This is a genomic window from Helicobacter cinaedi PAGU611, from assembly GCF_000284635.1.
Taxonomy (GTDB): Bacteria; Campylobacterota; Campylobacteria; order Campylobacterales; family Helicobacteraceae; genus Helicobacter_C; species Helicobacter_C cinaedi.
Genome location: NC_017761.1, coordinates 526,857 through 550,870, shown reverse-complemented (window position 1 = coordinate 550,870; position 24,014 = coordinate 526,857). Strand labels below are relative to the sequence as shown.

The window sequence follows — 24,014 nt, the reverse complement described above, 5'->3', positions numbered from 1 at the left end:
AAATGCCAAAGTTAGATAAATACGACTGCATTATTATCGGTGGTGGATTCTTTGGGGCGTATATCGCTTTGCAGCTTAAGGAGAAATATAACTCCATTTTGGTGCTAGAGCAAGAAAGTGATTTGTTGCTTCACGCAAGTTTAAATAATCAAGCCCGTGTGCATAATGGCTACCACTATCCGCGTAGCCTAAGCACGGCTGTGAGTAGCTCAAGGCATTTTAAAACCTTTTGCAATGAGTTTAAATCCGCTATAAAAAATGATTTTGCTAAATATTATGCGATTGCAAATATCGGCTCAAAGACTTCTAACACGCAGTTTTACAGACTTTTTAAGCAATTTGATATTTTTATAGAATCTGTGCCAAATCACATTAAAGCGATGTTTAATAAAAAGCTTGTAAGTGATGTGTTTTTGACACGAGAATACGCCTTTGACGCGGCGATTTTAAGGGAGATTCTAAAAGAAAGGCTAGAATCTAAAAAGATAGAAATAGCCACAAATACACAAGCGGTTTGTGTTAAAGAGGATAAGGTTGGGTTATGCGTTGAGATTCAAAAGATAGGGCATTCAGCTTGTAATGCTATTTCGGCGGATTCTGCAATCGCTAAAGTGGCAAAGCACAACTTTGCCACAATAAAAATCAATGGTGGCGATTCACAAAGTGAAACGCCTACCTTGAAAGCGTTGTCGGGGTGGGGGATTTTTAAGGGGGAGGGAGCGACTTCGTGTGCAGTAGCGAAGCTACAAACCCATACTTGCAAATTTAAACCCCTCCCCCTTAAAGAAAAAGAAAATAAAATTTTAAGAAATATTGACCGCAGTGATTTTTCGCCACAAGCTGAATTACAAAAAGAGACAATGCGGGAAACACAAAAACTACATGCCCCATTGATTCTCAACTGCACCTATGCTGGTATAAATCATTTATTGCAAAATTCACACTTGCCCCCACTCCCACTTAAATTTGAAATGACAGAAATGGCACTTGTAAATGTCCCTAAAAGCTTACAAAACATATCAGTAACGATAATGGACGGGGCATTTTTCTCCCTTATGCCATATCCTTCAAAAGACTGCTATACGCTAAGCCACGTGCGATACACGCCGCATTTTGCTTGGCGGGATTTTTCCTTAGAATCTAAGCTTAAAGCTTATAATCTACAAGATTCTAATAACCCACCCACACAAACCACAAGCCCTTATACGATACTTCAAGCCTTTATGCAAAATGCAACGAGCAATTTTCCATTAATGAAAGCTGATGCAAGACGCTATATGCCAATTTTAGAATCTTTAGAATACCTAGATTCACTCTATGAGATTAAAACTTTGCAGATTCAAAATGAAATTGATGATGGCAGACCAATTATCTTTGCTAAAGACTATGGACTGAAGGGCTTTTGCACCATTATGGGCGGAAAGATTGATAATATTTATGAGATAGCAGAATTGCTTACGATGGAGTTTAACCTTTCAATATAAACTGATTCTATGCTAAAATACCACACTATTTTTAAAGGAGTATGGTGATGAGAGAAGCTGGAATTGAACTTATGAAAAATACAAAAAGTGTAAGAGATATTGATGTGAATAGTAAAAGGGTGCTTATACGAGTGGATTTCAATGTGCCGATGGATGAGGATTTTGACATTTGTGATGATACGAGAATCCGCGAGGCACTGCCTACCATTAATTACTGCATTGATAATCACGCTAAAAATATTGTGCTAGTAAGCCACCTTGGACGCCCAAAGGGCAGAAGTGCGGAATTTTCACTCAAACATGTTATTAAGCGTGTGGAGCGACTTTTGGGGCGAGATGTGGGCTTTGCAGAAAGCATTGAGGAAGCAGTGCTATTACAGGAGCAAAGCCCAAGTGGCAGTGTGATTTTATTAGAAAATATTAGATTTTGCGTTGGGGAAGAAAAAAATGATAAAGATTTGTCGCAAAAGCTTGCCGGACTTTGTGATATTTATGTCAATGATGCCTTTGGGACAAGCCACAGAGCGCACTCTAGCACTTGTGGGATTGCGGAGTTTGCTAAAGAGCGTGTGGCGGGGCTACTTCTTAAAAAAGAGATAGATTCTTTTGCCAAAGCTATGGCAAATCCGCTAAAGCCTGTATTGCTTATCGTTGGTGGTAGCAAGGTGAGTTCAAAACTCGCACTTTTATATAATATCCTTGATGTTGTGGATAAGATTATCATCGGTGGGGCGATGAGCAATACATTCTTAAAAGCTTGTGGATATGATATGCAAAAATCCCTTGTAGAAGAATATCTTGTGGCAGAGGCTAAAAAGATTCTAGAACACGCTAGGGAAAAAAAGGTAAAAATTTACCTGCCTGTTGATGTGGTAAGCACTGATGATGTGAAATCGCATACGCAGATTAAAATCACACCCGCACAAGATGTGCCAGAAGGCTTTATGGCGGTGGATATGGGACCTGCGACAAGTAAGCTTTTTAGCGAGGTGGTGAGAGATTCTCAAACGATTATTTGGAATGGACCTTTGGGAATCTATGAGATTCAAGCCTTCTCTCGTGGGACATTTAATCTCGCTCACGCTGTGAGTGATACCTATGCTTTTAGCCTGATTGGTGGGGGCGATACGGCTGATGCGATTGATAGGGCAGGGGAAAGAGATAATATGAGCTTTATCTCCACAGGTGGCGGGGCAAGCCTAGAGCTGCTTGAGGGTAAGATTCTCCCTGCATTTAAGGTGCTAGAGCGAAAGTAAATAAAATGGCATAACAATGGATATAAAGACAAAAGTTAGCGTTATTTACATAGCAATCATAACGCTTTCTAGTATCTATATCCCTCAGCCGATTTTACCGCTTCTAGCCCTAGAGTTTGGTACTACTGCACAAAACACATCTGCCATTACTTCCATTACACTTTTACCTATGGCATTTGCACCGCTTTTTTATGGCTATTTTTTAGAAAATCATCAACCAAAATTGATTTTAAGCCTTTCGCTATTTGTTGCAGGAATCTTTCAGATTCTCCTTGCGTGGTGCGAAAGCTTGGAGACTTTTTTACTCTTGCGTTTTATTCAATCCCTATTTTTTCCAGCTATTCTTACCACACTACTTACCATTCTCACACGCTCACAAAGTGGCTCTTTGCAGTTTAATGTCAGTATTTATATCGCCTCCACCATTGCAGGTGGGCTTATTGGCAGAATGGGTGGAGCATATCTCACAGAGCTTTTTTCGTGGCAAATATGCTTTATCCTTTTGGGGGTGAGCTTAACACTAGGTGGAATCTTTAGCCTATCTTGGATTGCAAATCAAGCCTCCAAGCTTACTCAATTTACATTCTCACAGATTCTCCCACTACTTGGCAATAAAACTTCGCTAGTGGTGCTAAGTAGCGTGTTTGTGATGTTTTTTAGTTTTCAGGCTGTGCTTAACACTCTGCCTTTTTATGCAAAAGAGATGTTTCCGCATATCAGTCAAAATGAGCTTGGTAGGTTGTATTTGGGCTATAGCATAGGGATTGTCGTTTCACTTCTTGCTAATCCTATCATCAAGCTTTGTGGTGGCAGAGAAAAAACCATTTTTTTAAGCCTAAATCTTTTTGCCCTAGGGCTGTGCGTCTTTCTTTTGCATTCGCTTATGTGGATATATGTGGGAATGTTTGTTATGTGCTTTGGCTCATTTATCGCACACTCCGTGCTAAATGCTCTCAACAACTCACTCAATCCAAAGTATAAAGCCGCTTCAAGTGGGCTTTATCTCAGCTTTTATTACACAGGCGGGACGCTAGGCTCTTATCTCTCATCTTTTGTTTTTGAGCTGTTTGGTTGGCAAATGCTTATCATCTCACTTGCAATCACTCTTAGCCTTACATCATTTGTGTTTTATCATCATATGACTCATATCAAAAAGGAAGCCTAATGGATTTTACGCTGATTTTTGAAGCAATGATTGCTCAAAGCCCAGAAGCAAAGCTAAAGCTTATTGCCAATATAGAGCAAATGGCACAAGAGCTATTAGAAAGTGAGAATCTGCCTTCAAACACACTAGATTCTTATTATTTAGAATCTAGCTTCCAAACGCAGGAGATACAGCATTTTTTTACCGACTTTCACTCCCCTATTCGCCCACTTCAAAACCCATCATATCAACGATTTTGCACTATCACCCACCCTACAAAAATCCGCCGCCCAAAGCATATCAAAAGCGTGCAATCCCTTGCTAAAGTATTGCATTCTATCGTGCATATTGAATATAGTGCGATTGATTTAGCCCTTGATGCGATGTATCGCTTTAGACATTTGCCTCTGCAATATTATCGTGATTGGCTTATTGTGGCATTGCAAGAGGCAAATCACTTTAGACTTTTGCTAGATTCACTTCATAGTTTAGGCTATGAATATGGAGATTTTGCTGTGCATTCCCAGCTTTTTGACGCACAGAGTGCTACGCAGGATTTTAGAGATAGAATGGCATTGCTTCATCGTGGCTTAGAAGCAAATGGACTTGATGCAAATCCTTTTGTGGTAGCTAAGATTGAGCGTTTTGAACACGAGAGTATTCCGCAGATTCTACAAACGCTTGAGATTATCCTGCACGATGAGATAGAACACGTAAGAAAAGGGGATTTTTGGTGGAGATATGCCAATACCAAAACAAGCCCGGAGGACTTTCTAGCAATACTTCAAAATTTTAAGCAATTCCACTCCGTGCCAAAGATACTCAATCACAAAGCAAGGCTACAAGCGGGCTTTTCTGCTGAAGAGCTGGAGTGTTTAACACACCTTTATTCCACAAATTCATAGCACATCTTACAGAATTATAGAATCTACTTTAAAGCCCTAACATACTTTTTAATACACTTTATTGCCCAGTCATAATGACTTGAAGTGCTGCTCACACAATAGCTACCAAGACTTGTGTTGCCACACCACTTATAATGCTTTTTCACAAAAAGTGTTTTAAGCGGTAAAGTGGCGATAAGCTCCATTACTTCTGTATGGCTTTGATAAAGCAAACTTTTTGCGTGTTCTAGTGAAGTGGCGTGGTGTTTTTCTTTAATTGCCCAATTCATTTTTGGATAAGTTTTGAAGTTGTAGGGTGGCGGCAAAAAAGGGATAAAATCACTAGTTTTATTGAGATTTGTCCGCACAAAAGTAAGTAGTAAATTCTGCCATTCATATAAATGGATAAGCACATCTTTAAGTGTCTCGTCGCGTTCATTGTAGGCAAAATGAGTATTTTGGGCATCAAGCGGGATAGATTCAATAATTGCAAAGAGCTTTTCAAAATTTGTCTGTGAAGCTTCTTGTAATTGCAACTTTGTCGTAGGGCGAGACATTTATTTCCTTTCTCAAAAAAAAATCAATCTCAAATCACAATCTCATTTTAGCCCATTTTATCTAACAAAAAAAATATAAAGATGAAAAATCCAAAGTAACTAATCACAATCTCAAACCAAGTATTCTCAAGGGAATCTAACCAACAGAACAATCAATACGAAACTAAAAATCCAAATCTTTGTAGCAAATCAATCAACACTATCTTAAATCCATAAAACCAAACAAATTCAATCAAACAACCAAAAGCAAACAGCAAGATTCTATATAACGAAGTAAAAAATAAGTAAAAAGAAGAATCTCCCTATCCCTGCATCGACCTACATTCCCACACCTGAAAGGTGCAGTATCATCGGCGAAGAGAAGCTTAACTGCCAGGTTCGGAATGGAGCTGGGTGTTGCCTTCTCTCTATAAACACAAGGAAAAGGGAAATAAAGACAAATCAACTAATAAGCTAAAGCTCTACAATTTAAAAAAGTAAAGCTTAGTAGCCCTAAAAACTTACACAAGCTCCAAGAGATATTATGCTATGTTTATTTTTATGTTTGAATCTATCTTAAGCCCAACTTTTAAGCCAAGCTCAATCAAAGCCAAACTTCATAGAAACAAACAAAAAAGAGATGAATACTAAACTAAACGCTCAAGCTAGAATCTTAACCCACACTGACTAAGATTCTACAACCAAGCATTTAAAAGCATTTTCTACATAGCTTAACACTCTTAAAGAAAATTTTCTTTTGTCCTTATTTCCATTTTCCTTATAGGGTAATGGTGTTAATAGCCACACAAGTGATTTTGCACTGCTTACACTACCGCATTTTCTAACAAATTGCATTAGCATAAAAACATATGCTAATGCAACGACTAAGAATCTATATAATACATAAAGTCTCAATGTTATTCTTTCGTATTTAGTAACTAACCATTCAATTACACTTCTCAATTACACTTCCCTCTTATCAAAGCAGATTCTATATCTAAGCTTCTCATTCTAAATCTATTACCTACATATATAAACTCGCATATATAAACTTGAATAATTAAACTTAAACAATAATCTTTTAGAATCTTGCACTCAATAAGGCAGTAATCCTTATATAAAAAGCCAAACGGTCTATTAGTAGTAGTCAGCTAAACACATTACTATGCTTACACACCTACCCTATCAAGCAGCTAGTCTTGCTGCGACCTTCAGGGAGAGTTCATCTTGGAGTTGGCTTCCCGCTTAGATGCTTTCAGCGGTTATCACATCCACGCGTAGCTACGCAGCGATGCTCTTGGCAGAACAACTGCTACACCAGTGGCGTGTCCATCCCGGTCCTCTCGTACTAGGGACAGCTCTCCTCAACTCTCCTACGCCCACGGCAGATAGGGACCGAACTGTCTCACGACGTTCTGAACCCAGCTCGCGTACCGCTTTAAATGGCGAACAGCCATACCCTTGGGACCTGCTCCAGCCCCAGGATGCGATGAGCCGACATCGAGGTGCCAAACCTCCCCGTCGATGTGAGCTCTTGGGGGAGATCAGCCTGTTATCCCCGGGGTACCTTTTATCCTTTGAGCGATGACCCTTCCACACAGAATCACCGGATCACTATGACCGACTTTCGTCTCTGCTCGACTTGTTTGTCTTACAGTCAGGCTGGCTTATGCCATTACACTCTACTTGCGATTTCCAACCGCAATGAGCCAACCTTTGTAAGCCTCCGTTACTTTTTAGGAGGCGACCGCCCCAGTCAAACTACCCACCAGGCATTGTCCTGCTAGAGGATAACTCTAGCCAGTTAGCAGACAGAAACATTAAGGGTGGTATCTCAAGGATGGCTCCATCTCCACCAGAGTGAAGATTTCAAAGCCTCCCACCTATCCTGCGCATAATGCTCCCATCGGCAGTGCCAAGCTGTAGTAAAGGTCCACGGGGTCTCTCCGTCTTGCCGCGGGTAGGAGGAATTTTCACCTCCACTACAATTTCACTGAATCCCTGGTTGAGACAGCTCCCATCTCGTTACGCCATTCATGCAGGTCGGTATTTAACCGACAAGGAATTTCGCTACCTTAGGACCGTTATAGTTACGGCCGCCGTTTACTCGGGCTTCAATTCAACGCTTCGCATTACTGCTAACGAATCCTCTTAACCTTCGAGCACCGGGCAGGCGTCACACCTTATACTTCCTCTTACGAGTTTGCAAAGTGCTGTGTTTTTGGTAAACAGTCGGGAGGGACTCTTTGCTGAGACCACATTGCTGTGGCACACCTTATCGCGAACTTACGGTGCTAGTTTGCAGAGTTCCTTAACCAGAGTTCTTTCACGCGCCTTAGAATACTCATCTCATCTACCTGTGTCGGTTTGCGGTACGGGCAACATTAGCTAAACTTAGAGGCTTTTCTTGGCACGACGGCGTCAGTAGCACTCATCTTGATCCGAAGATCGCAACAAGCTATTCAAGTTTCGAATACAAGAGCGGATTTACCTATCTCTCAATCTACGCTTTTAAATTAGCACTTCCATCAGCTAACGCTACTTAGCCCTATGCGTCCCCCCATCGCACACTAATGTTGGTATGGGAATATTAACCCATTTTCCATCGACTACCCATTTCTGACTTGTCTTAGGACCCGACTAACCCTACGATGACGAGCATCGCGTAGGAAACCTTAGACTTTCGGCGAAGTGGATTCTCACCACTTTTATCGCTACTCATTCCTGCATGCTCACTTCGCATCGCTCCAGCACTCCTTACCGGTATGCCTTCAACGCTGATACGAACGCTCTTCTACCACTCTATGCACCAGCATAGAATCTACAACTTCGGTGTCTATCTTAGCCCCGTTATATTTTCTGCGCAAAATCACTAGACCAGTGAGCTGTTACGCTTTCTTTAAAGGATGGCTGCTTCTAAGCCAACCTCCTGGTTGTCTGAGTAACTTCACATCATTTTCCACTTAGAATAGAACTTTGGGACCTTAGTTGGTAGTCTGGGTTGTTCCCCTTTTGACGATTGATTTTATCACCCACCGCCTGACTCCCAAGATAAGGCAATAGGTATTCGTAGTTTGACAGGGGTTGGTACCGCGGTGAGCAGCCCTAGCCCAATCAGAGCTCTACCCCCTATTACTATCACTTGAGGCTATACCTAAATATATTTCGAAGAGAACCAGCTATCACCAAGTTTGTTTGGCCTTTCACCCCTATCCACAGCTCATCCCAACCCGTTTCAATGGGTACGAGTTCAGTCCTCCACGAGCTATTACACTCGCTTCAACTTGGCCATGGATAGATCACTTGGCTTCGGGTCTGCAGCATCTGACTAAACGCCCTATTAAGACTCGCTTTCGCTACGGCTTCGCGTGTGCTTAACCTTGCCAGATACCACAACTCGCAGGATCATTATGCAAAAGGCAGTCCGTCACCCTGATAAATCATAGGGCTCCGAATGATTGTAGGCAGATGGTTTCAGGTTCTATTTCACTCCGCTCACTGCGGTTCTTTTCACCTTTCCCTCACGGTACTTGTTCGCTATCGGTGTGATAGTAGTATTTAGGGTTGGAGAGTGGTCTCCCCGGCTTCAGCCCGGATTTCACGTGTCCTGGCCTACTCTGGATCCTGCTACCTATGAATAATATTTCGCATACGGGACTATCACCCTCTGTGATGTGTTTTTCCAAACACTTCTGCTACATTATTCAAGTGGATATTGCAGTCCTCAACCCCAGTAGCAAGCTACTGGTTTGCCCTCTTCCCCGTTCGCTCGCCGCTACTAGGAGAATCTCATTACGATTTCTTTTCCTCTAGCTACTGAGATGTTTCACTTCGCTAGGTTCGCTCCATTAAAGGTAATACATATCTCTATGTATTGGGTTGCCCCATTCGGAAATCTATGGATCAAAGCTTCTTAGCAGCTCCCCATAGCTTATCGCAGCTTAGTACGTCCTTCATCGCCTCTATCACCCAAGGCATCCACCATCTGCCCTTAAAAGCTTTTTACTTCTAAGGATACTGCCTTATTGAATGCAAGATTCTTTGCTATGCTTTTGGCGATAAATTAATGAGTTCGCAATTTGCTTGTGCGACAGACACTAAGTCTAGTCTCCGCACAAATTGCTTCACAACATTAATTTCTCATCCAAAATCAAAAGCAAAACTTAAATCTAATACTCTGCTCTATCTTAGAATCCATTTTCATAAGCTCTAACATATCACATTGCACTGACCTAATAAAACCCTGCCTCAATAAGACAAGTATGTCGCGTAATTGTAGTTAATTACTATTTAGGCTATTAACAATAAAATTTCAAATAACATTTAGACTAAAGTCTAATGCAAAGCTTCTGTTTTCTTATATTCTTATTTTACTTTGTTATATTGAAAATCTATTAAACTTACATTGCAATACAATAGATTCCAACAAATTCTCATTATTCCTTTTTATTCTCTACTCTCTTAACTTAAAGACTAAAGATTCTAAGGATAAGAAAGATAAAAAGAAGTAAAACCTTGCATTAGACTTCACATACCTTTAACACACCTCATTGTCTATTCATATCGTTTATTGATATAGCATTGCTTAGAGACCATTCTCAAAATGGTGGAGAATAGCGGGATCGAACCGCTGACCTCCTGCGTGCAAAGCAGGCGCTCTCCCAGCTGAGCTAATTCCCCTTGCAATCATCACTAAATATAGAATCTAAAATACATTACTTAATGTTTCAATAATGCAATAAAGCCTAACTTCTACCTTTAGCTTTGATAATTTAAATGGAATTATTTTTTAATGATTTTGAAAGTTGTTGAAAAGTTTTTGAAGGGATTTACCTTAAGGTAATGACCGAAAAAACTTTGAAAACTCTTTCAAAAGCGTAAAAAAGAATTTCATTTGGTGGGCTTAAGAGGACTTGAACCTCTGACCTCACCCTTATCAGGGGTGCGCTCTAACCACCTGAGCTATAAGCCCACTAAGCTTGCTATATATAATGTCTCGTATTTGGAGATCCCTGAAAACTAAGCAAGTCTGTTAAGTTTTTTATACTCTTTATAGCTTTGGTTAAGATAAACAAATATCTTAACATATCTCTAGAAAGGAGGTGATCCAACCGCAGGTTCACCTACGGTTACCTTGTTACGACTTCACCCCAGTCGCTGCATCCGCCGTGGGCGGTAACCAATTTAGTATCCCGACTTAAGGCGAATACAACTCCCATGGTGTGACGGGCGGTGAGTACAAGACCCGGGAACGTATTCACCGCAACATTGCTGATTTGCGATTACTAGCGATTCCAGCTTTATGTAGTCGAGTTGCAGACTACAATCCGAACTGAGAGACATTTTAGAGATTTGCTCCATCTCGCGATATTGCATCTTTTTGTATGTCCCATTGTAGCACGTGTGTAGCCCTAGGCGTAAGGGCCATGATGACTTGACGTCGTCCTCACCTTCCTCCTCCTTACGAAGGCAGTCTCCTTAGAGTGCTCAGCCGAGCTGCTAGCAACTAAGGACGAGGGTTGCGCTCGTTGCGGGACTTAACCCAACATCTCACGACACGAGCTGACGACAGCCGTGCAGCACCTGTTTTCAAGCTCTGGCAAGCCAGCACTCCACTATCTCTAGCGGATTCTATCAATGTCAAGCCTAGGTAAGGTTCTTCGCGTATCCTCGAATTAAACCACATGCTCCACCGCTTGTGCGGGTCCCCGTCTATTCCTTTGAGTTTTAATCTTGCGACCGTACTCCCCAGGCGGAATGCTTAATGCGTTAGCTGCATTACTGCCCTGACAAGCAGGGCAACAACTAGCATTCATCGTTTAGGGCGTGGACTACCAGGGTATCTAATCCTGTTTGCTCCCCACGCTTTCGCGCATCAGCGTCAGTAATGTTCCAGTAGGTCGCCTTCGCAATGAGTATTCCTCTTGATCTCTACGGATTTTACCCCTACACCAAGAATTCCACCTACCTCTCCCATACTCTAGATAGTCAGTTTCAAATGCAGTTCTGTAGTTAAGCTACAGGATTTCACATCTGACTTGACTACCCGCCTACGCGCTCTTTACGCCCAGTGATTCCGAGTAACGCTTGCACCCTCCGTATTACCGCGGCTGCTGGCACGGAGTTAGCCGGTGCTTATTCGTAAGATACCGTCATAATCTTCTCTTACAAAAGGAGTTTACAATCCTAAAACCTTCATCCTCCACGCGGCGTTGCTGCTTCAGGGTTTCCCCCATTGAGCAATATTCCCTACTGCTGCCTCCCGTAGGAGTCTGGACCGTGTCTCAGTTCCAGTGTGTCCGATCACCCTCTCAGGCCGGATACCCGTCATAGCCTTGGTGAGCCATTACCTCACCAACAAGCTGATAGGACATAGGCTGATCCTTTAGCGAAAAACCTTTCCCCCGTAGGGAGTATCCAGTATTAATCACCGTTTCCAGTGGCTATCCCAGACTAAAGGGCACATAACCTATGCATTACTCACCCGTGCGCCACTAATCCACTTCTAGCAAGCTAAAAGCTTCATCGTTCGACTTGCATGTATTAGGCACACCGCCAGCGTTCACTCTGAGCCAGGATCAAACTCTCCATAAGAATTATGGGAGTTTGTATCTATCAAAAATAATTAATAGTAGCAAACTCTCCATAAGAATGGGGAATTTGAGCCAAAGAATCAATCAATGGCTAAACTCTCCATAAGAATCTATGGTAATAAATCTAAAGTAAAACAATATTGTCATTCCATAGAACAAGTAATTTAGCAAATCAACTACTTGAAATTAAAGTTTGTCCTTGTCTCTTAGTTTAAAAATCACAAAGACTAGAGTGTAGATTCTAAAAAGCCTTTAGACTGCATAGAATCTTTCTCAAAGTCATAAATGAGTTATGTATAATGAACTAAGAAACTTAAGTCTGTTTTATTGCTTATAAATAAGTAATAAAGTAACTTAACTTTCTTGCTTAGATGTCAAAGATCATACCAAATATAATCCACTATAATAACTTTAAGCTTATATCTTAAAAGCTATGAACAACGATTATATTGATAAAGAACAACCATAGAAAAAGCAAACTAAAAAGTATCTTACTACTTTAAATCACTTTATAAAGTAATCTCAATACTCCCATAACTTCACTTTTAAAGTTTTAGACATTACTTTATGGTTTTTAGATTCACTAGAGAGAAAAGCTAAAAACATCATATAGAAATAAAAACCTAAGAGAAGAGACTAGAAGCTCAATCAAATGGGAGTGAAATAATACATACTTAAAGCTTAAGGGGGGCTTAAGTAGAAATGGAATCTAATGCTTCTTTTCAAAAAAACCTTTACATAAGCCCAAAAAACCCACACACTGCCACAAAATCAATATTTTTTTGTATTTTGATAATTCCCCCACCCCAACACATATTTTTGCTTAATCACTTTAGAAACTTATTATCTTTAAAGCCTAGCAACTTTTACCACACCCTAACAATATAATAAGAATCTTATGATAGAATCTCCGCTTACAAATTATGTGTAATGACACAGCACAACACATCTTAACATCAAAAATAAAGGCACATTATGCAATTTGAAATGCTCTATTCCAAGATTCACCGCGCACAAGTCAGTGATGCTAATCTCAATTATGTGGGTTCAATTACCATAGAAAAAAATCTTGCCAAAAGTGCAAAACTTCTAGCAGGTATGAAAGTAGAGATTCTAAACATCAATAATGGCGAACGATTTAGCACTTATGTCATTTATGGCGACAAAAAGGGCGAGATTTGTCTCAATGGTGCTGCGGCTAGAAAGGCACAAGTGGGGGATATTATCATCATCGTAGCCTATGCCACATACAGTCAAGAAGAGTTGCAAAGCTATCAGCCTACAATCGTGCAAGTTGGGGCAAATAATGAGATTCTATCCATAACAAGCGAGGTGTGAAATGTTTGATCCAAGTCAATTTGGAGCAATGCTAGGCTCTATGCAAGATTCCATAAAAGAGCTAGAAGAACGCAATCAGCAGACCACCCTCACAGCAAAAAGTGGCGGTGGGCTAGTGAGTATAAGTGCCAATGGCAATGGAGAGATTATTGATATTAGTATTGATGATAGTTTGCTTGAGGATAAAGAATCGCTTCAGATTCTGCTGATGAGTGCCTTTAATGACCTTCGCAAGAGTGTGGAAGAAAATCGTCAATCAAGTGCTATGAATCTCCTTGGCAACCTTGGAGGATTAAATATTTTTGGTGGTAAGAATAATGCTTAAGCACATAATGCTATTGGCAACGCTTATCCTTAGCCTGTGTAGCCACGCCTTTGCCTATGATTATTCCCATTGTGTTAAATACTTCAAAGCTGCTAGCACACCTGTGGATTCAAGCTACGCCATAAGTCTTAAAGTCGGCACAACACAACATCATATTTTATATGCCAAAACACCCCCTAAAAATGTAAAGATTCTAAAAGCCGACCCATTTGTGGGACTTTATCTCCTAGCTCTCCCAAAAACCAAGCAAAGCTATGAGCTTCTCCCACTTGATACACGCACCCTAAATGATAAAAAACTCGCCATCATTTCGCTCAGTCACACCCCAAGCATCGGGCATATTACAAAGCGACAAAATGGCTTTATAGACTACGCAGGATTTTCAAACAAAACCTCACAAAACGGCGTCCTAGGCAATATCTGCTATCAAATCTATGGCTTGGGTGTTGGCAACAATGGCTTCATAGAAAAAAAATATATTGATAGATTCTTAAATCAAAAATCAGCCTACTACGGCGATTTAGGCATACGATTTTATTCTCAAAAGCCTATTGTGAGTTTCATTGATCCATTTTTTCCAAACAATCCCTTTCAGCCCCAAGATGAGATCGTAAGCATTAATGGCACGAAAGTTTCAAATAGTGGGCAGATAGAGTGGATTATGAGTAATCTCAAAAAAGATTCTCAAGCCAAAGTGCTTATAAAACGCAGCGACAAAACGATGACACTGCTTGTGAAAGTCAATCAACGCTATGGCGGATTCTTATTAAGAGAGACTTTTTTAGAACGCTTTGGTATCACCCTAAATGATGAGATGATTATCCAAAGCACAAACCTCGCCATTGCTGGACGCTTTAGCCAACTAAGAGTGAATGATAAGATTCTATTTATTAATAAAAATCCCATTATCACACAAGCCACAGATACTACGCATAAACGCTTTGAACGCTTGAAAATGCTTCTTTCACAAGCATCATTTAATGAAGAGTTTGATGGTAAGATTCAGCTGCTTATCCTGCGTGATGGGCTTGAGATTTTTATCAAAATATAGGGGGAAAAATGCAGCACATCACAGAAATTTTACACGATTTTGAATCTTTTCTTTTAGCCCAAGCCCCGCAGATTCCAAGCTTTCATCAGCATTATGAAAAAGCCGTGTGGGAAATGGTGCAAAATGGCGGCAAAAGATTCCGCCCTGCTCTTATTTTTAGCGTTCTTAATGCCCTTGCCCCACAGCTTATAAAAAATGCCTTTCTTCCAGCTCTAAGCATTGAGTGTATTCACACTTATTCGCTTATCCACGATGATTTGCCCTGTATGGATAATGCCTCTTTGCGGCGGGGACACCCTACATTGCATACAAAGTATGGAGAAACTCTAGCCCTGCTTGTAGGCGATGGACTAAATACCTATGCCTTTGCCTTGCTCGCTCAAGCTAGGCTTGATTCACAACTCAAACTCGCTCTCATAGAATCTTTAGCCATAAATGCCGGGATTGGCGGAATGGTGCTAGGGCAAATGCTTGATTGTGAGTTTGAAAATCAAACTCTAACCCTAGAGCAACTCCAAACTATCCATACTAATAAAACCGCTAAACTCATCGCCACTTCATTAGAGTTTGGCGCTATCATTGCAAATGCAGATTCTAAACTCCGCAAGGCTTTGTATGACTTTGGTTTGAAGCTTGGCGTATATTTTCAGCTCCGCGATGACATCATTGATATATGTCAAGATTCAAGCCAAGCGGGGAAAACAACGCAAAATGACAGCCACAAAAATAGCTATGTCAATTTGCTAGGCTTAGATGGGGCAAGAGCGGAGTTTCATAGACAAAGGCAAAACTTGCAACAAGAGCTAAAAAGCTTTGAATCTAGCATAGCTCAAAGCCTAAACACGCTTTTAGAAAACTATTTTCAAGACATTGTATAAAGGAAACAAATGAAAAAAATCTTACTCACAAATGATGATGGCTTTGATTCTAGCGGACTGCTCACACTTAAAGAAGCCTTACAGAATCTAGCTCACATTACCATTGTAGCTCCAGCAAGTGAAAAATCCGCCTGCGGACACGGGCTAACTCTCACGCGTCCTTTAAGCTTTGTGCGGATTGATGATGATTTTTACAAGCTTGAAGATGGCACACCAAGCGATTGTGTGTATCTAGCCCTTCATTCACTCTATCAGCAAAAACCTGATTTGGTCATTTCTGGGATTAATCTAGGCTCAAATATGGGAGAGGATATTACCTATTCTGGCACGGCTGCTGGGGCTATGGAGGCGTGTATCCAAGGGGTGCCTTCCATTGCGATTTCACAGCTTATGCCTGATAAAAATCGCTCTAAACATTTTGATTTTTCACTTGCCAAGCAGTGTATTGCTGAAGTTGTAGAGATGATTTTTTCGCGTGGCTATCCATTGGGAGAGCGTAAATTTTTAAATATCAATATCCCGCATATTCCGCCAAAAGACTGCAAGGGCTATAAAATCACGCAAATGGGGCATAGAATCTATGCTGATGACGCACAGGTGCATAGAAACCCACGCGGACAGGAATACTATTGGCTAGGATTGCACCCATTGCAGTGGGAAGAACGCGCTGATACACCCTTTGCTAATGGCTCTGATTTTAACGCAACACATAACAAATACATCTCCATAACGCCCATTAAGCTTGATATGACAAGCTATGAAGATAGCAAAAATCTTGAATCTTGGATACAAAAATGAGTGAAATTATTGATAGATACACGCGTTCTAGAATCTTGTTTGGAGAAAGCTTTAAATCCATACAACAAAAAAGCGTCATTATCTTTGGCGTAGGCGGTGTGGGGAGCTTTGTGGTGGATTGTTTATACAGAAGTGGGCTAGTGAATATTACAATCGTGGATAAAGATAGCTTTGATGTTACAAATCAAAATCGCCAAATTGGCTCTGAACATATCAATGAGCCAAAGGTGCTCGTCTTAGCTAAACTCTATCCGGGCATTACGCCATTACAAAAATGCGTAGATAAAGCATTTTTAAGCGAATTTGACATTATGAGATTTGATTATATTGTTGATGCTATTGATGATATTGATGCCAAAGTTCAAATCGCTAAAATCGCTTCAAATAAGCCATTAGGTCATTATATCGTATCCACAGGCAGTGCTAAAAAGCTAAGTCCCCTGCATATATGCGTGGCGAGTGTATGGAAAAGCTATGGCGATAAATTTGCGAGAAAATTCCGAGATAATCTCAAAAAAGCAGGAATAAAAAAGAATTTTAAGGTTGTCTTTAGCCCAGAAGTGCCAAAATGCAAGGCTTTAGGGAGCTTTAGTGCGGTAACGGCGGGCTTTGGGCTAACCATCGCAAGTGAAATTATCCAAGATATACTTAAACACACACAAGGAGACCAAAATGCGTGAATATGATGACTACAATGATGAATATGATGACTTAGAGCAAGATTCAGATTTTGACGGAGACTTTTACGATGATGAGGAAGAGGATTTCCGCCATAGTGGGTATGATGATGATGACTATGCAAACCCTGATGATGAATATGATGATGAAGGCGAGTAAGAATCTATGAAAAGCACAAAACTTCAAGTGGCACTTTTGCAGCAAAACTACAAAGGCGAGAAAAAGGCGATGCTAGATTCTACCACCTCACTTATCCAACAAGCCGCAGAATCCGGTGCAAAGCTTGTGGCATTACAAGAGCTCCACACAAGAGAATACTTCTGCCAAAGTGAAGATCCTAAGTTTTTTGACTATGCCAATGACTTTGAAGCTGATATTGCTTATTTTAGCAACATTGCCAAAAAGCATAAGATAGTGCTACTCACTTCACTTTTTGAAAGACGCACCGCTGGAATCTACCACAACACCGCCGTTGTCTTTGACACAGATGGAAGCATTGCAGGAAAATACCGCAAAATGCACATTCCTGATGACCCGCAGTTTTATGAGAAGTTTTACTTCACGCCCGGCGACTTGGGCTTTGAGCCGATACAAACAAGCCTTGGCAAACTTGGTGTCTTAATCTGCTGGGATCAGTGGTATCCTGAGGCGGCTAGGATAATGGCGTTAAAAGGAGCGGGGATTCTCATCTACCCCACAGCGATTGGCTGGTTTGATGAAGATTCACTAGAAGAAAAAAAGCGTCAAAAAGAGGCGTGGATAGCCGTACAAAGGGGGCATAGTGTGGCTAATGGACTGCCAACCCTTGCGATAAACCGCGTAGGATTTGAAAAAGATAATAGTGGCAACGCACAAGGCATACGCTTTTGGGGTTCTAGCTTTGCCTTTGATGCACAAGGGGCATTACTCGCACAAGGAAGCGAAGATAAAGAAGAGATTATTAGTGTTGAGATTGATTTAAGTAGGAGCGAGGAAGTCCGTCGTATGTGGCCATTTTTACGCGATAGACGGATAGAATCTTATAAGCCAATGCTAAAAAGATTCTGCAATTAGGAGCGTTTAGGCACCATTCATCTCTTTGAAACCAATAAGGTAGGTAAATAGCTTGTTAAAATTTTTCTTGCTTTCTTGTGAGAGTTTTTCTTTTAGATTCTCTGTGTTTTTAAACACGCTTGAGACAATACTTGATCGCTTGTTTTCTTTGCAAGTATCAAAGCCAAATTTTTTTCATCTCCCTTGCTAAATAAAGATTCTATTTTTATTTTCTCAAGTTTTTCTAAGTCTTTAAAGTCGTCCTTGAAACATTCTTTGTTATCCTTAATGATTGTAAAAGCATCTTTAAGCGTGATGACTGAAATCTTGTTTTTAAATTTTTCTTCATCTTCAACGCCTTGTTTCATAGCCTTTCCTGCTCCGTCATTATCCACTAGCAAAATGGGGTGGATACGCAATCTTTTTGCAAAAGTGATGAGATTTTCTGCTTTTTGCTTTTGCTCAGGGCTAAACTGCAACGCTTTATTATCATTTTCATCTCTAGATTCTGTATCATTCCTGCCAAGTCCGCTAAGAGGCAGAAATACCAGTTTATTAGAATCTTTGTAATCATAAAATTGACTATACGCGTTTAGGATATTATAGTCCATAATGCCCTCTACAAATATAAGCTTCGTTTTATCAAACTCAATATCTGTCCCCAATGCTTCGCGTATGCTATCAAGCGTATCACTTGCCCCATAGCCTAGCATTGAGAAGTCATTGATAATAAGTGAGCCTTTTGGATTTGGATTTTCTATCTCGCTAGATTCTAAAGAGTTTAATGCCTTGACAATCCGCACTTCATCAAGGTGGGTAATATCTAGCATAGAGGGCGAGTGTGTGGCTATGATAAATAAAATCCCACTTTTCCTGCCATAGTCTTTAAGAAACTTACGCAAATCCTTTTGGGCGGGTATGCTTAGGCTATTTTCTGGCTCATCAATTAGGACAATATCGCCTCTGCCAATCTCGCCTTTGTAGAGAAAATTAAAAAAGAGATTGAAAAATTTTCTAAAGCCTGTGCTTTGTCGCTCTAGGTTGATAGTATCACCATTTTTTCTTATACTTAGCTCCACAAACGCAGAATCTAGCTTAATATGAAAGCTATATACAGGCTGCTCCAAGCAATACAAATCATTAAAGCGTTTATCGATTGTGCTTGTAAAAAGCTTGTTAATCTCATTTTGCGTGGTGGTGAGATAATCGCTATCATTTTCTTTATAATCCTCTTGTATCATCGCTATATCTTCGTCCAAAATTGTAAAAAGTGCTTGAAAAAAGCTCGATTTATTGATCTTGCTAGGCTCTACTTTTAGATCCTTTTTAGCAATCGCATTTTCTTTATATAGCACGATATTTGGCAAAAATGTAATATCAAAATGCTCTTTAATAATATCTCTATCCTTTTGTCTTTGCATATCTTTTTGAAAGCTTTCAAGTGGTGTTTGCAAGAGAGTTTGTAGGCTTGAATTTCTATTGAGATAGTAATCTTCTTCCACCATATTTTGTAAGGTATTATAGTGATTTTGCAACTCCTTAAATGTTATATCACCTTTGATAGCAGATTCTATGTTTTCCATTTCTTTGCGTGTGTTACTTGAATATGCGTGCTGTTTCATAGCTAAGACATTTTTCATATGTTCTCTTGCTCGTTCAGTATCATAATCTCTATATGTTTCCAACTCTTTTGGCAAGTTTGTTTCTAATCCATTAGGTGTTAGTATTGCCCTAAAAATGTATGATTCCACTTGTGGAGCACTAATGCTTGATTGAGATTCTGTTTGGTTGGATTCTGCTTTTTCAAACTCGCCCTTTAAAAACTCTCGCAATTCTTTTGCGTCATCGCAATTTTTGGGAGCTTTAGTATCGCCAATCACAAATTTACAGGCAAGTTTAATTGCTCTGTCTTTGTCTTTAATTTCATTGTATTTTTTCTGCACGGCACTAAAACACTTCAATGCCTTGCCGCCTCGATCTACACTGCAAAGTAACATACGATTATGCTCTGGCAAGATAAGGCGGATTTCTTTCCTATCTCCTGCTTCATCATAGCCATAGATTCCATGTACTTGAGAGCTTTCAAACATATTTTGGATAAATTCACAATACTCCTCTTGCGTATCACTTTCATTAAGCTCCACACCTTTTTCTAGGCTACCTTCAGTAAAAAATATCCCAAAAGTTTTACCCGAAAAATTAGAATCTATATCTTGCTCTTGTGTATCTTTTGTAGATTCTGCTATCTCTTCCAATATCTTTGCATCTGTGATTTTATACTCTAGGGTTAGCTTTGGCTCTTCTTTATGTCTGCGATAGTCTGGTTTGTCGCTATCTTTTAACTTGGAAACTGCAAGGCTTATCCCATCTAGCACATTGCTTTTCCCATCATTATTGCCACCAAGCAGAATTAATAATCCGCCGATATGCTCTCCATCAATAGATCCTAGTTGCAATTTATTGCTAAGGTTTTCTTGCTTAGAATCTTTTATGCCTAGATTCCTAAAATTTTCAAATATTATGCTTCGCGTATTCATTTTTGCTCCTTTATCTTAATGTCAAGTCGTAAGCCAAGCTTGTTATAAAGCTCATTTAGTGGCGTGATTTTTGCCACCTCCTCTTCGTTTAATGCCCTTTTGCTTTTTGCTAGAATCTTTTGACACTCTAGCAAATATTCTAAAATGGGATCTAGCACCTGCGTTTGTGCTACCATATCAATGAATTCTATTTTCACACTATTTTCCTTTTTCAAAAGATTTGCAATGGTTTGAGTTCTATCTTGCGTGCTTTTTGCTTTTGGCTGCACGAGATTTTCCACGATATAGCTCATTGCCTTGCTTTTAGTAAGCCCCTTTTCATTCATCACAAAATCAAAGAATTTTAGTAGCTTTCCTTCTATGTTGTCCTTATAGCCTGTCTCATACATTTGTATGAATTTATATGCTGTTGGGCGAGAGATACCTAAAAAGTCCGCTAAATCTACAAGGCGAATCTCAATCTCTTTTAGCCTCTCTCTTAGTAGCTTTGGAGGGGCTTGACTTGTTTGGTCTGTGTTTGTTTTATTTGTTGGCTTTACCATAATAATCCTTTTAGATTCTAGTTAATATGTTAAGCAATTACAACTTGCGAAATTATAGCCTTTATAAAATATTTTGTCAATATTTATTTTACAAAAAATGTAAAATAGAAATATTTCAGCCCAATTTTAGCTACTTAGGATATAATGCCAAGTCTCCTTAGTCAAGGGATAATTTCTTTTTAAAGGATAAGCGATGAAAAAACTTCTCGTTAGCGTAGCACTTAGTGCAAGTTTGGTAAGTGGGGCGTTTGCTGCGGCAAATACAAATACAGGTTGCGGTCTTGGCTCATACCTTATTGACAAACAAGGTCTTCTTTGGAATCTTCTGCAAGTAACGACAAACGCTACTTCTTTTAACCAAACTTTTGGTATCACTTCAGGGACTTTGGGCTGTAAAAGTGGCAAAATCGCTATGGATAGCAGAACTCAAGAGTTTGTAGCGGCAAATATGGACGCACTTTCACAAGAAATCGCTCGTGGCAATGGCGAACACCTTGATACGCTTGTAGAACTTCTTAATGTAGATGATAAAGAAGCATTCAAAGTTGCTCTTCAAGAAAACTACCACAAACTTTATGCAAACGCAAACGCACAAAGTGCCGATGTGCTTGATGGTGCTGCAAGTTTATAATTTTTCTTGTATTCTCCACGCTATGGCGTGGGGATTCAAATCTACCTATCTTAGCCTTTAATCTCTTCTCAAGCCAATGATAAGTCAAAATCTGCTACAATCCACGCTTTTTTATAAATGCTTAAACTTTTATACACTCAAATCTAAAAGGATATTTAAATATGATTAAAAACACTCATTTGCATTCCCTACAAGCTATTAGCCTAAGATTCTAAAAGCTCAAATACTATGAAAAAACTTCAATACATTCTTTCTGCCTTGTTTGTTTGTATGACTCAAAGCTATGGCTCAAACCAACCAAATGAGATAACAAACGCCACAACACCACAGCAGATTCTAGAATCTGGGCAAAATACAAACCAAACTACCGCCACCACTGCGGAAGTATCTAGGATTCTAGAATCTGCCAAAGCTCTAAAACTTGCTGAAAGCAAAGAATGGAAAGATCTTTTACATATTGATTCTTCTACGAGTGAAATTATCTCGCCTTATTTTTTTCTTACCCCACTGCCACATAAAGACAAACACAAAAGCCTTGCTGAAAGTGAGCTTGAAGCGACTATCAAAGCATTTTATCAATCTGTAGAATCTGTGGAGATTCCAGAAGCAATTATAAAAAGACGCCAAGAGCAAATCCAATTTTTTGAAAAAAATGAGATTAAGCTCCCTGTTCGCTCCATACAAAAACAAGACTATCACGCATTATGTCGCTTCCCAGCAAGACTGTATTTTTTAAAACAGCATCTTGATTTGCAGGATTTACCACAAATGGAGTGCGAAGAATTTATCGCTATGCGTGATTATGTCGCACCTACAAAGGCGAGTATTGTTTTCCCTTCAGCTCATATTAATTCCCCTGCTTCTATGTTTGGACACACCTTTTTGCTTTTAGATTCTAAATTTCAATCTCGCCTTTTAAGCTTTGCTATAAACTACCAAGCCGATGCAGATCAAACAAAAGAAAATGGCATAGTGTTTGGATTTAAGGGGCTTTTTGGACTTTACACAGGGAGCTACTCAATCCTGCCCTATTATGATAAAATCAAAGAATATTCAAACACTGAATCCCGCGATATATGGGAATATGAGCTAAATCTCACACCGCAGGAGATTACGCAACTTTATAATCACATTTGGGAGCTAAGTGATGCTTTTAGCTCATATTATTTTTTCCACAGAAACTGCTCATATAATGTGCTTTGGCTGCTTGAAGTAGCACGCCCTACCCTCAAACTGCGACATCAATTTATCTATCAGGTTAATCCCCCAGAAACGCTTTTTGTCTTACAAAAGGCACAACTTATCACCACCCAAACTTACCGCCCAAGCAAACACACCAAACTCAACACCTATGGCAAACTAATGAGTAATACATCTGTCAAACTTGCTAAAAAACTAGCCCTTGGAGAAAAGCAACCAAATGACATTACGCAAGATTCTAAACTTTCACTGCAAGATAAGCAATACATTTTAGAATCCGCCCTAGAACTGAGTGAATATCACTTTATCAAAGGCAAATTACCCAAAGAGCAATACACACAAATCGCCCACAATCTCGCCTCCACACGCTCTACACTTGGCTCTAACACCCCACCGCAAATACACACACCAAAGACAAATCCCCTTGAAGGCAATCAAAGCCTTAGGATAACGCCCCTACTTTTACACAACGCACAAGGATTCCACCCAGCCCTTGATTTTAGAATCACCTACCACGATATAACTGATAATGATGTGGGCTATCTCAAAGGTGCACAAATTGAGCTTATGCGAGTGCTTGGGTATTATGATACAAGTATGCAGGGGACACAAGGGACAAATGGAGCTAAGATTTATGAGATGAATATTTTATCTATTGCCTCTATCGCACCTATGGGGAAGTTTTTTAAACCCTTTTCATATCGTGCAGAGATGGGCTTTAATAGGACATTTAATGATGAGAATTTGCATTATTTTATAAACTTTGGTGGGGGAATGAGCTATAACTTTAGCAATATTGCCTATGTATATTATCTCTTTGAGCCTACATTTTTTCTTAGTTACAATAACCAGCCAGACTTTGCCTTAGCTCAAGTGCTTGGGCTTAATATAAGCGATAATAACCGCCTAAAAGCCACACTTGAATATAAATTCAAAGCTTACACGCTTAAAAGTTTTAGCCACCATCTTGATAGCACACTCAGTGTCAATCTTATCCAGAATCTTGGCTTGTTTGGGCGAGTGTCTCTCGTGCAAAATGAGCTATATACAAAGCCCCAGCCCACTTCTATGCTAGGACTAAGAGTGTATTTTTAGTTTGATATAATG

At 39.9% G+C, this 24,014-nt stretch carries 18 protein-coding genes, 2 tRNA genes and 3 rRNA genes; 14 read left to right on the top strand and 9 right to left on the bottom strand.

The window, feature by feature from the left end; translation table 11 throughout:
• Positions 1-2 precede the first annotated feature (2 nt).
• From HCN_RS02700 to HCN_RS02685, 4 genes are read left to right on the top strand one after another with little or no spacing between them, the layout of a single operon-like run.
• Complete coding sequence (locus tag HCN_RS02700; RefSeq protein ID WP_014666473.1) at positions 3-1,484, top strand: FAD-dependent oxidoreductase; 1,482 nt, start codon at positions 3-5, stop codon at positions 1,482-1,484.
• Between the two features lie 47 nt (positions 1,485-1,531).
• A complete protein-coding gene (locus HCN_RS02695) occupies positions 1,532-2,740 on the top strand; it encodes a phosphoglycerate kinase (protein ID WP_014666472.1) in 1,209 nt (402 codons plus the stop codon).
• A gap of 16 nt (positions 2,741-2,756) precedes the next feature.
• On the top strand, positions 2,757-3,905 hold the full coding sequence (locus HCN_RS02690; RefSeq protein ID WP_014666471.1) for an MFS transporter: 1,149 nt from the start codon (positions 2,757-2,759) through the stop codon (positions 3,903-3,905).
• A complete protein-coding gene (locus tag HCN_RS02685; protein ID WP_014666470.1) occupies positions 3,905-4,789 on the top strand; it encodes a ferritin-like domain-containing protein in 885 nt (294 codons plus the stop codon). The genes HCN_RS02690 and HCN_RS02685 overlap by 1 nt, the downstream gene beginning before the upstream one ends.
• A 23-nt stretch (positions 4,790-4,812) precedes the next feature.
• Here HCN_RS02685 and HCN_RS02680 read toward each other — a convergent pair whose 3' ends face one another.
• The 7 genes from HCN_RS02680 to HCN_RS02655 form a co-directional block, all read right to left on the bottom strand.
• Complete coding sequence (locus tag HCN_RS02680; RefSeq protein WP_002956215.1) at positions 4,813-5,325, bottom strand: ClbS/DfsB family four-helix bundle protein; 513 nt, start codon at positions 5,323-5,325, stop codon at positions 4,813-4,815.
• 305 nt (positions 5,326-5,630) lie between these two features.
• Positions 5,631-5,746 (bottom strand): 5S ribosomal RNA (gene rrf, locus HCN_RS02675).
• A gap of 245 nt (positions 5,747-5,991) precedes the next feature.
• Positions 5,992-6,219, bottom strand: a complete 228-nt coding sequence (locus tag HCN_RS10930; RefSeq protein WP_015453216.1) for a hypothetical protein — start codon at positions 6,217-6,219, stop codon at positions 5,992-5,994.
• A 201-nt stretch (positions 6,220-6,420) separates the two neighbouring features.
• Positions 6,421-9,309 (bottom strand): 23S ribosomal RNA (locus tag HCN_RS02670).
• Between the two features lie 599 nt (positions 9,310-9,908).
• Positions 9,909-9,984, bottom strand: a tRNA-Ala gene (locus HCN_RS02665).
• A 215-nt stretch (positions 9,985-10,199) separates the two neighbouring features.
• Positions 10,200-10,276 (bottom strand) — tRNA-Ile (locus HCN_RS02660).
• A 123-nt stretch (positions 10,277-10,399) separates the two neighbouring features.
• Positions 10,400-11,898: ribosomal RNA gene (locus HCN_RS02655) — 16S ribosomal RNA — on the bottom strand.
• The 16S, 23S and 5S rRNA genes sit together here with 2 tRNA genes alongside, the layout of an rRNA operon.
• 974 nt (positions 11,899-12,872) lie before the next feature.
• On the opposite strand from HCN_RS02655, the gene panD reads away from it, so the two are divergent.
• The 8 genes from panD to HCN_RS02615 are packed head-to-tail and all read left to right on the top strand — an operon-like array spanning position 12,873 to position 18,018.
• Positions 12,873-13,235: an aspartate 1-decarboxylase gene (gene panD / locus HCN_RS02650; RefSeq protein WP_002956965.1), complete on the top strand. Its 363-nt coding sequence runs from the start codon at positions 12,873-12,875 to the stop codon at positions 13,233-13,235.
• Between the two features lies 1 nt (position 13,236).
• Positions 13,237-13,560 carry a YbaB/EbfC family nucleoid-associated protein gene (locus HCN_RS02645; RefSeq protein WP_002956966.1) on the top strand — a complete coding sequence of 108 codons (324 nt, stop codon included), beginning with the start codon at positions 13,237-13,239 and terminating at the stop codon, positions 13,558-13,560.
• 7 nt (positions 13,561-13,567) lie between these two features.
• Positions 13,568-14,611 (top strand): DUF7488 domain-containing protein, encoded by a 1,044-nt coding sequence (locus tag HCN_RS02640; protein ID WP_014666469.1) that lies wholly within the window; start codon positions 13,568-13,570, stop codon positions 14,609-14,611.
• A gap of 8 nt (positions 14,612-14,619) precedes the next feature.
• Entirely contained in the window at positions 14,620-15,489 is an 870-nt protein-coding gene (locus HCN_RS02635; RefSeq protein WP_014666468.1) for a polyprenyl synthetase family protein, read from the top strand.
• A 9-nt stretch (positions 15,490-15,498) separates the two neighbouring features.
• The gene (gene surE / locus HCN_RS02630; protein ID WP_014666467.1) at positions 15,499-16,287 is read left to right on the top strand and encodes a 5'/3'-nucleotidase SurE; all 789 of its coding nucleotides are present in this window, start codon (positions 15,499-15,501) and stop codon (positions 16,285-16,287) included.
• Positions 16,284-16,967 (top strand): ThiF family adenylyltransferase, encoded by a 684-nt coding sequence (locus tag HCN_RS02625; RefSeq protein WP_014666466.1) that lies wholly within the window; start codon positions 16,284-16,286, stop codon positions 16,965-16,967. The genes surE and HCN_RS02625 overlap by 4 nt, the downstream gene beginning before the upstream one ends.
• The gene (locus HCN_RS11420) at positions 16,960-17,124 is read left to right on the top strand and encodes a hypothetical protein (RefSeq protein ID WP_015453311.1); all 165 of its coding nucleotides are present in this window, start codon (positions 16,960-16,962) and stop codon (positions 17,122-17,124) included. The genes HCN_RS02625 and HCN_RS11420 overlap by 8 nt, the downstream gene beginning before the upstream one ends.
• A gap of 6 nt (positions 17,125-17,130) precedes the next feature.
• On the top strand, positions 17,131-18,018 hold the full coding sequence (locus HCN_RS02615) for a carbon-nitrogen hydrolase (RefSeq protein WP_014666465.1): 888 nt from the start codon (positions 17,131-17,133) through the stop codon (positions 18,016-18,018).
• Between the two features lie 92 nt (positions 18,019-18,110).
• Here the strand turns inward: HCN_RS02615 and HCN_RS02610 are convergent, their stop codons facing one another.
• Together HCN_RS02610 and HCN_RS02605 are read right to left on the bottom strand one after the other, a co-directional pair.
• Positions 18,111-20,534 carry an ATP-dependent nuclease gene (locus tag HCN_RS02610; protein WP_014666464.1) on the bottom strand — a complete coding sequence of 808 codons (2,424 nt, stop codon included), beginning with the start codon at positions 20,532-20,534 and terminating at the stop codon, positions 18,111-18,113.
• Positions 20,531-21,076: a hypothetical protein gene (locus tag HCN_RS02605; RefSeq protein ID WP_014666463.1), complete on the bottom strand. Its 546-nt coding sequence runs from the start codon at positions 21,074-21,076 to the stop codon at positions 20,531-20,533. Before HCN_RS02605 ends, HCN_RS02610 begins: the two co-directional genes overlap by 4 nt.
• Before the next feature lie 193 nt (positions 21,077-21,269).
• Here HCN_RS02605 and HCN_RS02600 point away from each other — a divergent pair, with 193 nt between their 5' ends.
• Positions 21,270-21,707: a DUF3015 family protein gene (locus tag HCN_RS02600; protein WP_002956977.1), complete on the top strand. Its 438-nt coding sequence runs from the start codon at positions 21,270-21,272 to the stop codon at positions 21,705-21,707.
• A gap of 228 nt (positions 21,708-21,935) precedes the next feature.
• Positions 21,936-24,002: an Lnb N-terminal periplasmic domain-containing protein gene (locus HCN_RS02595; RefSeq protein ID WP_231997590.1), complete on the top strand. Its 2,067-nt coding sequence runs from the start codon at positions 21,936-21,938 to the stop codon at positions 24,000-24,002.
• Positions 24,003-24,014 lie beyond the last annotated feature (12 nt).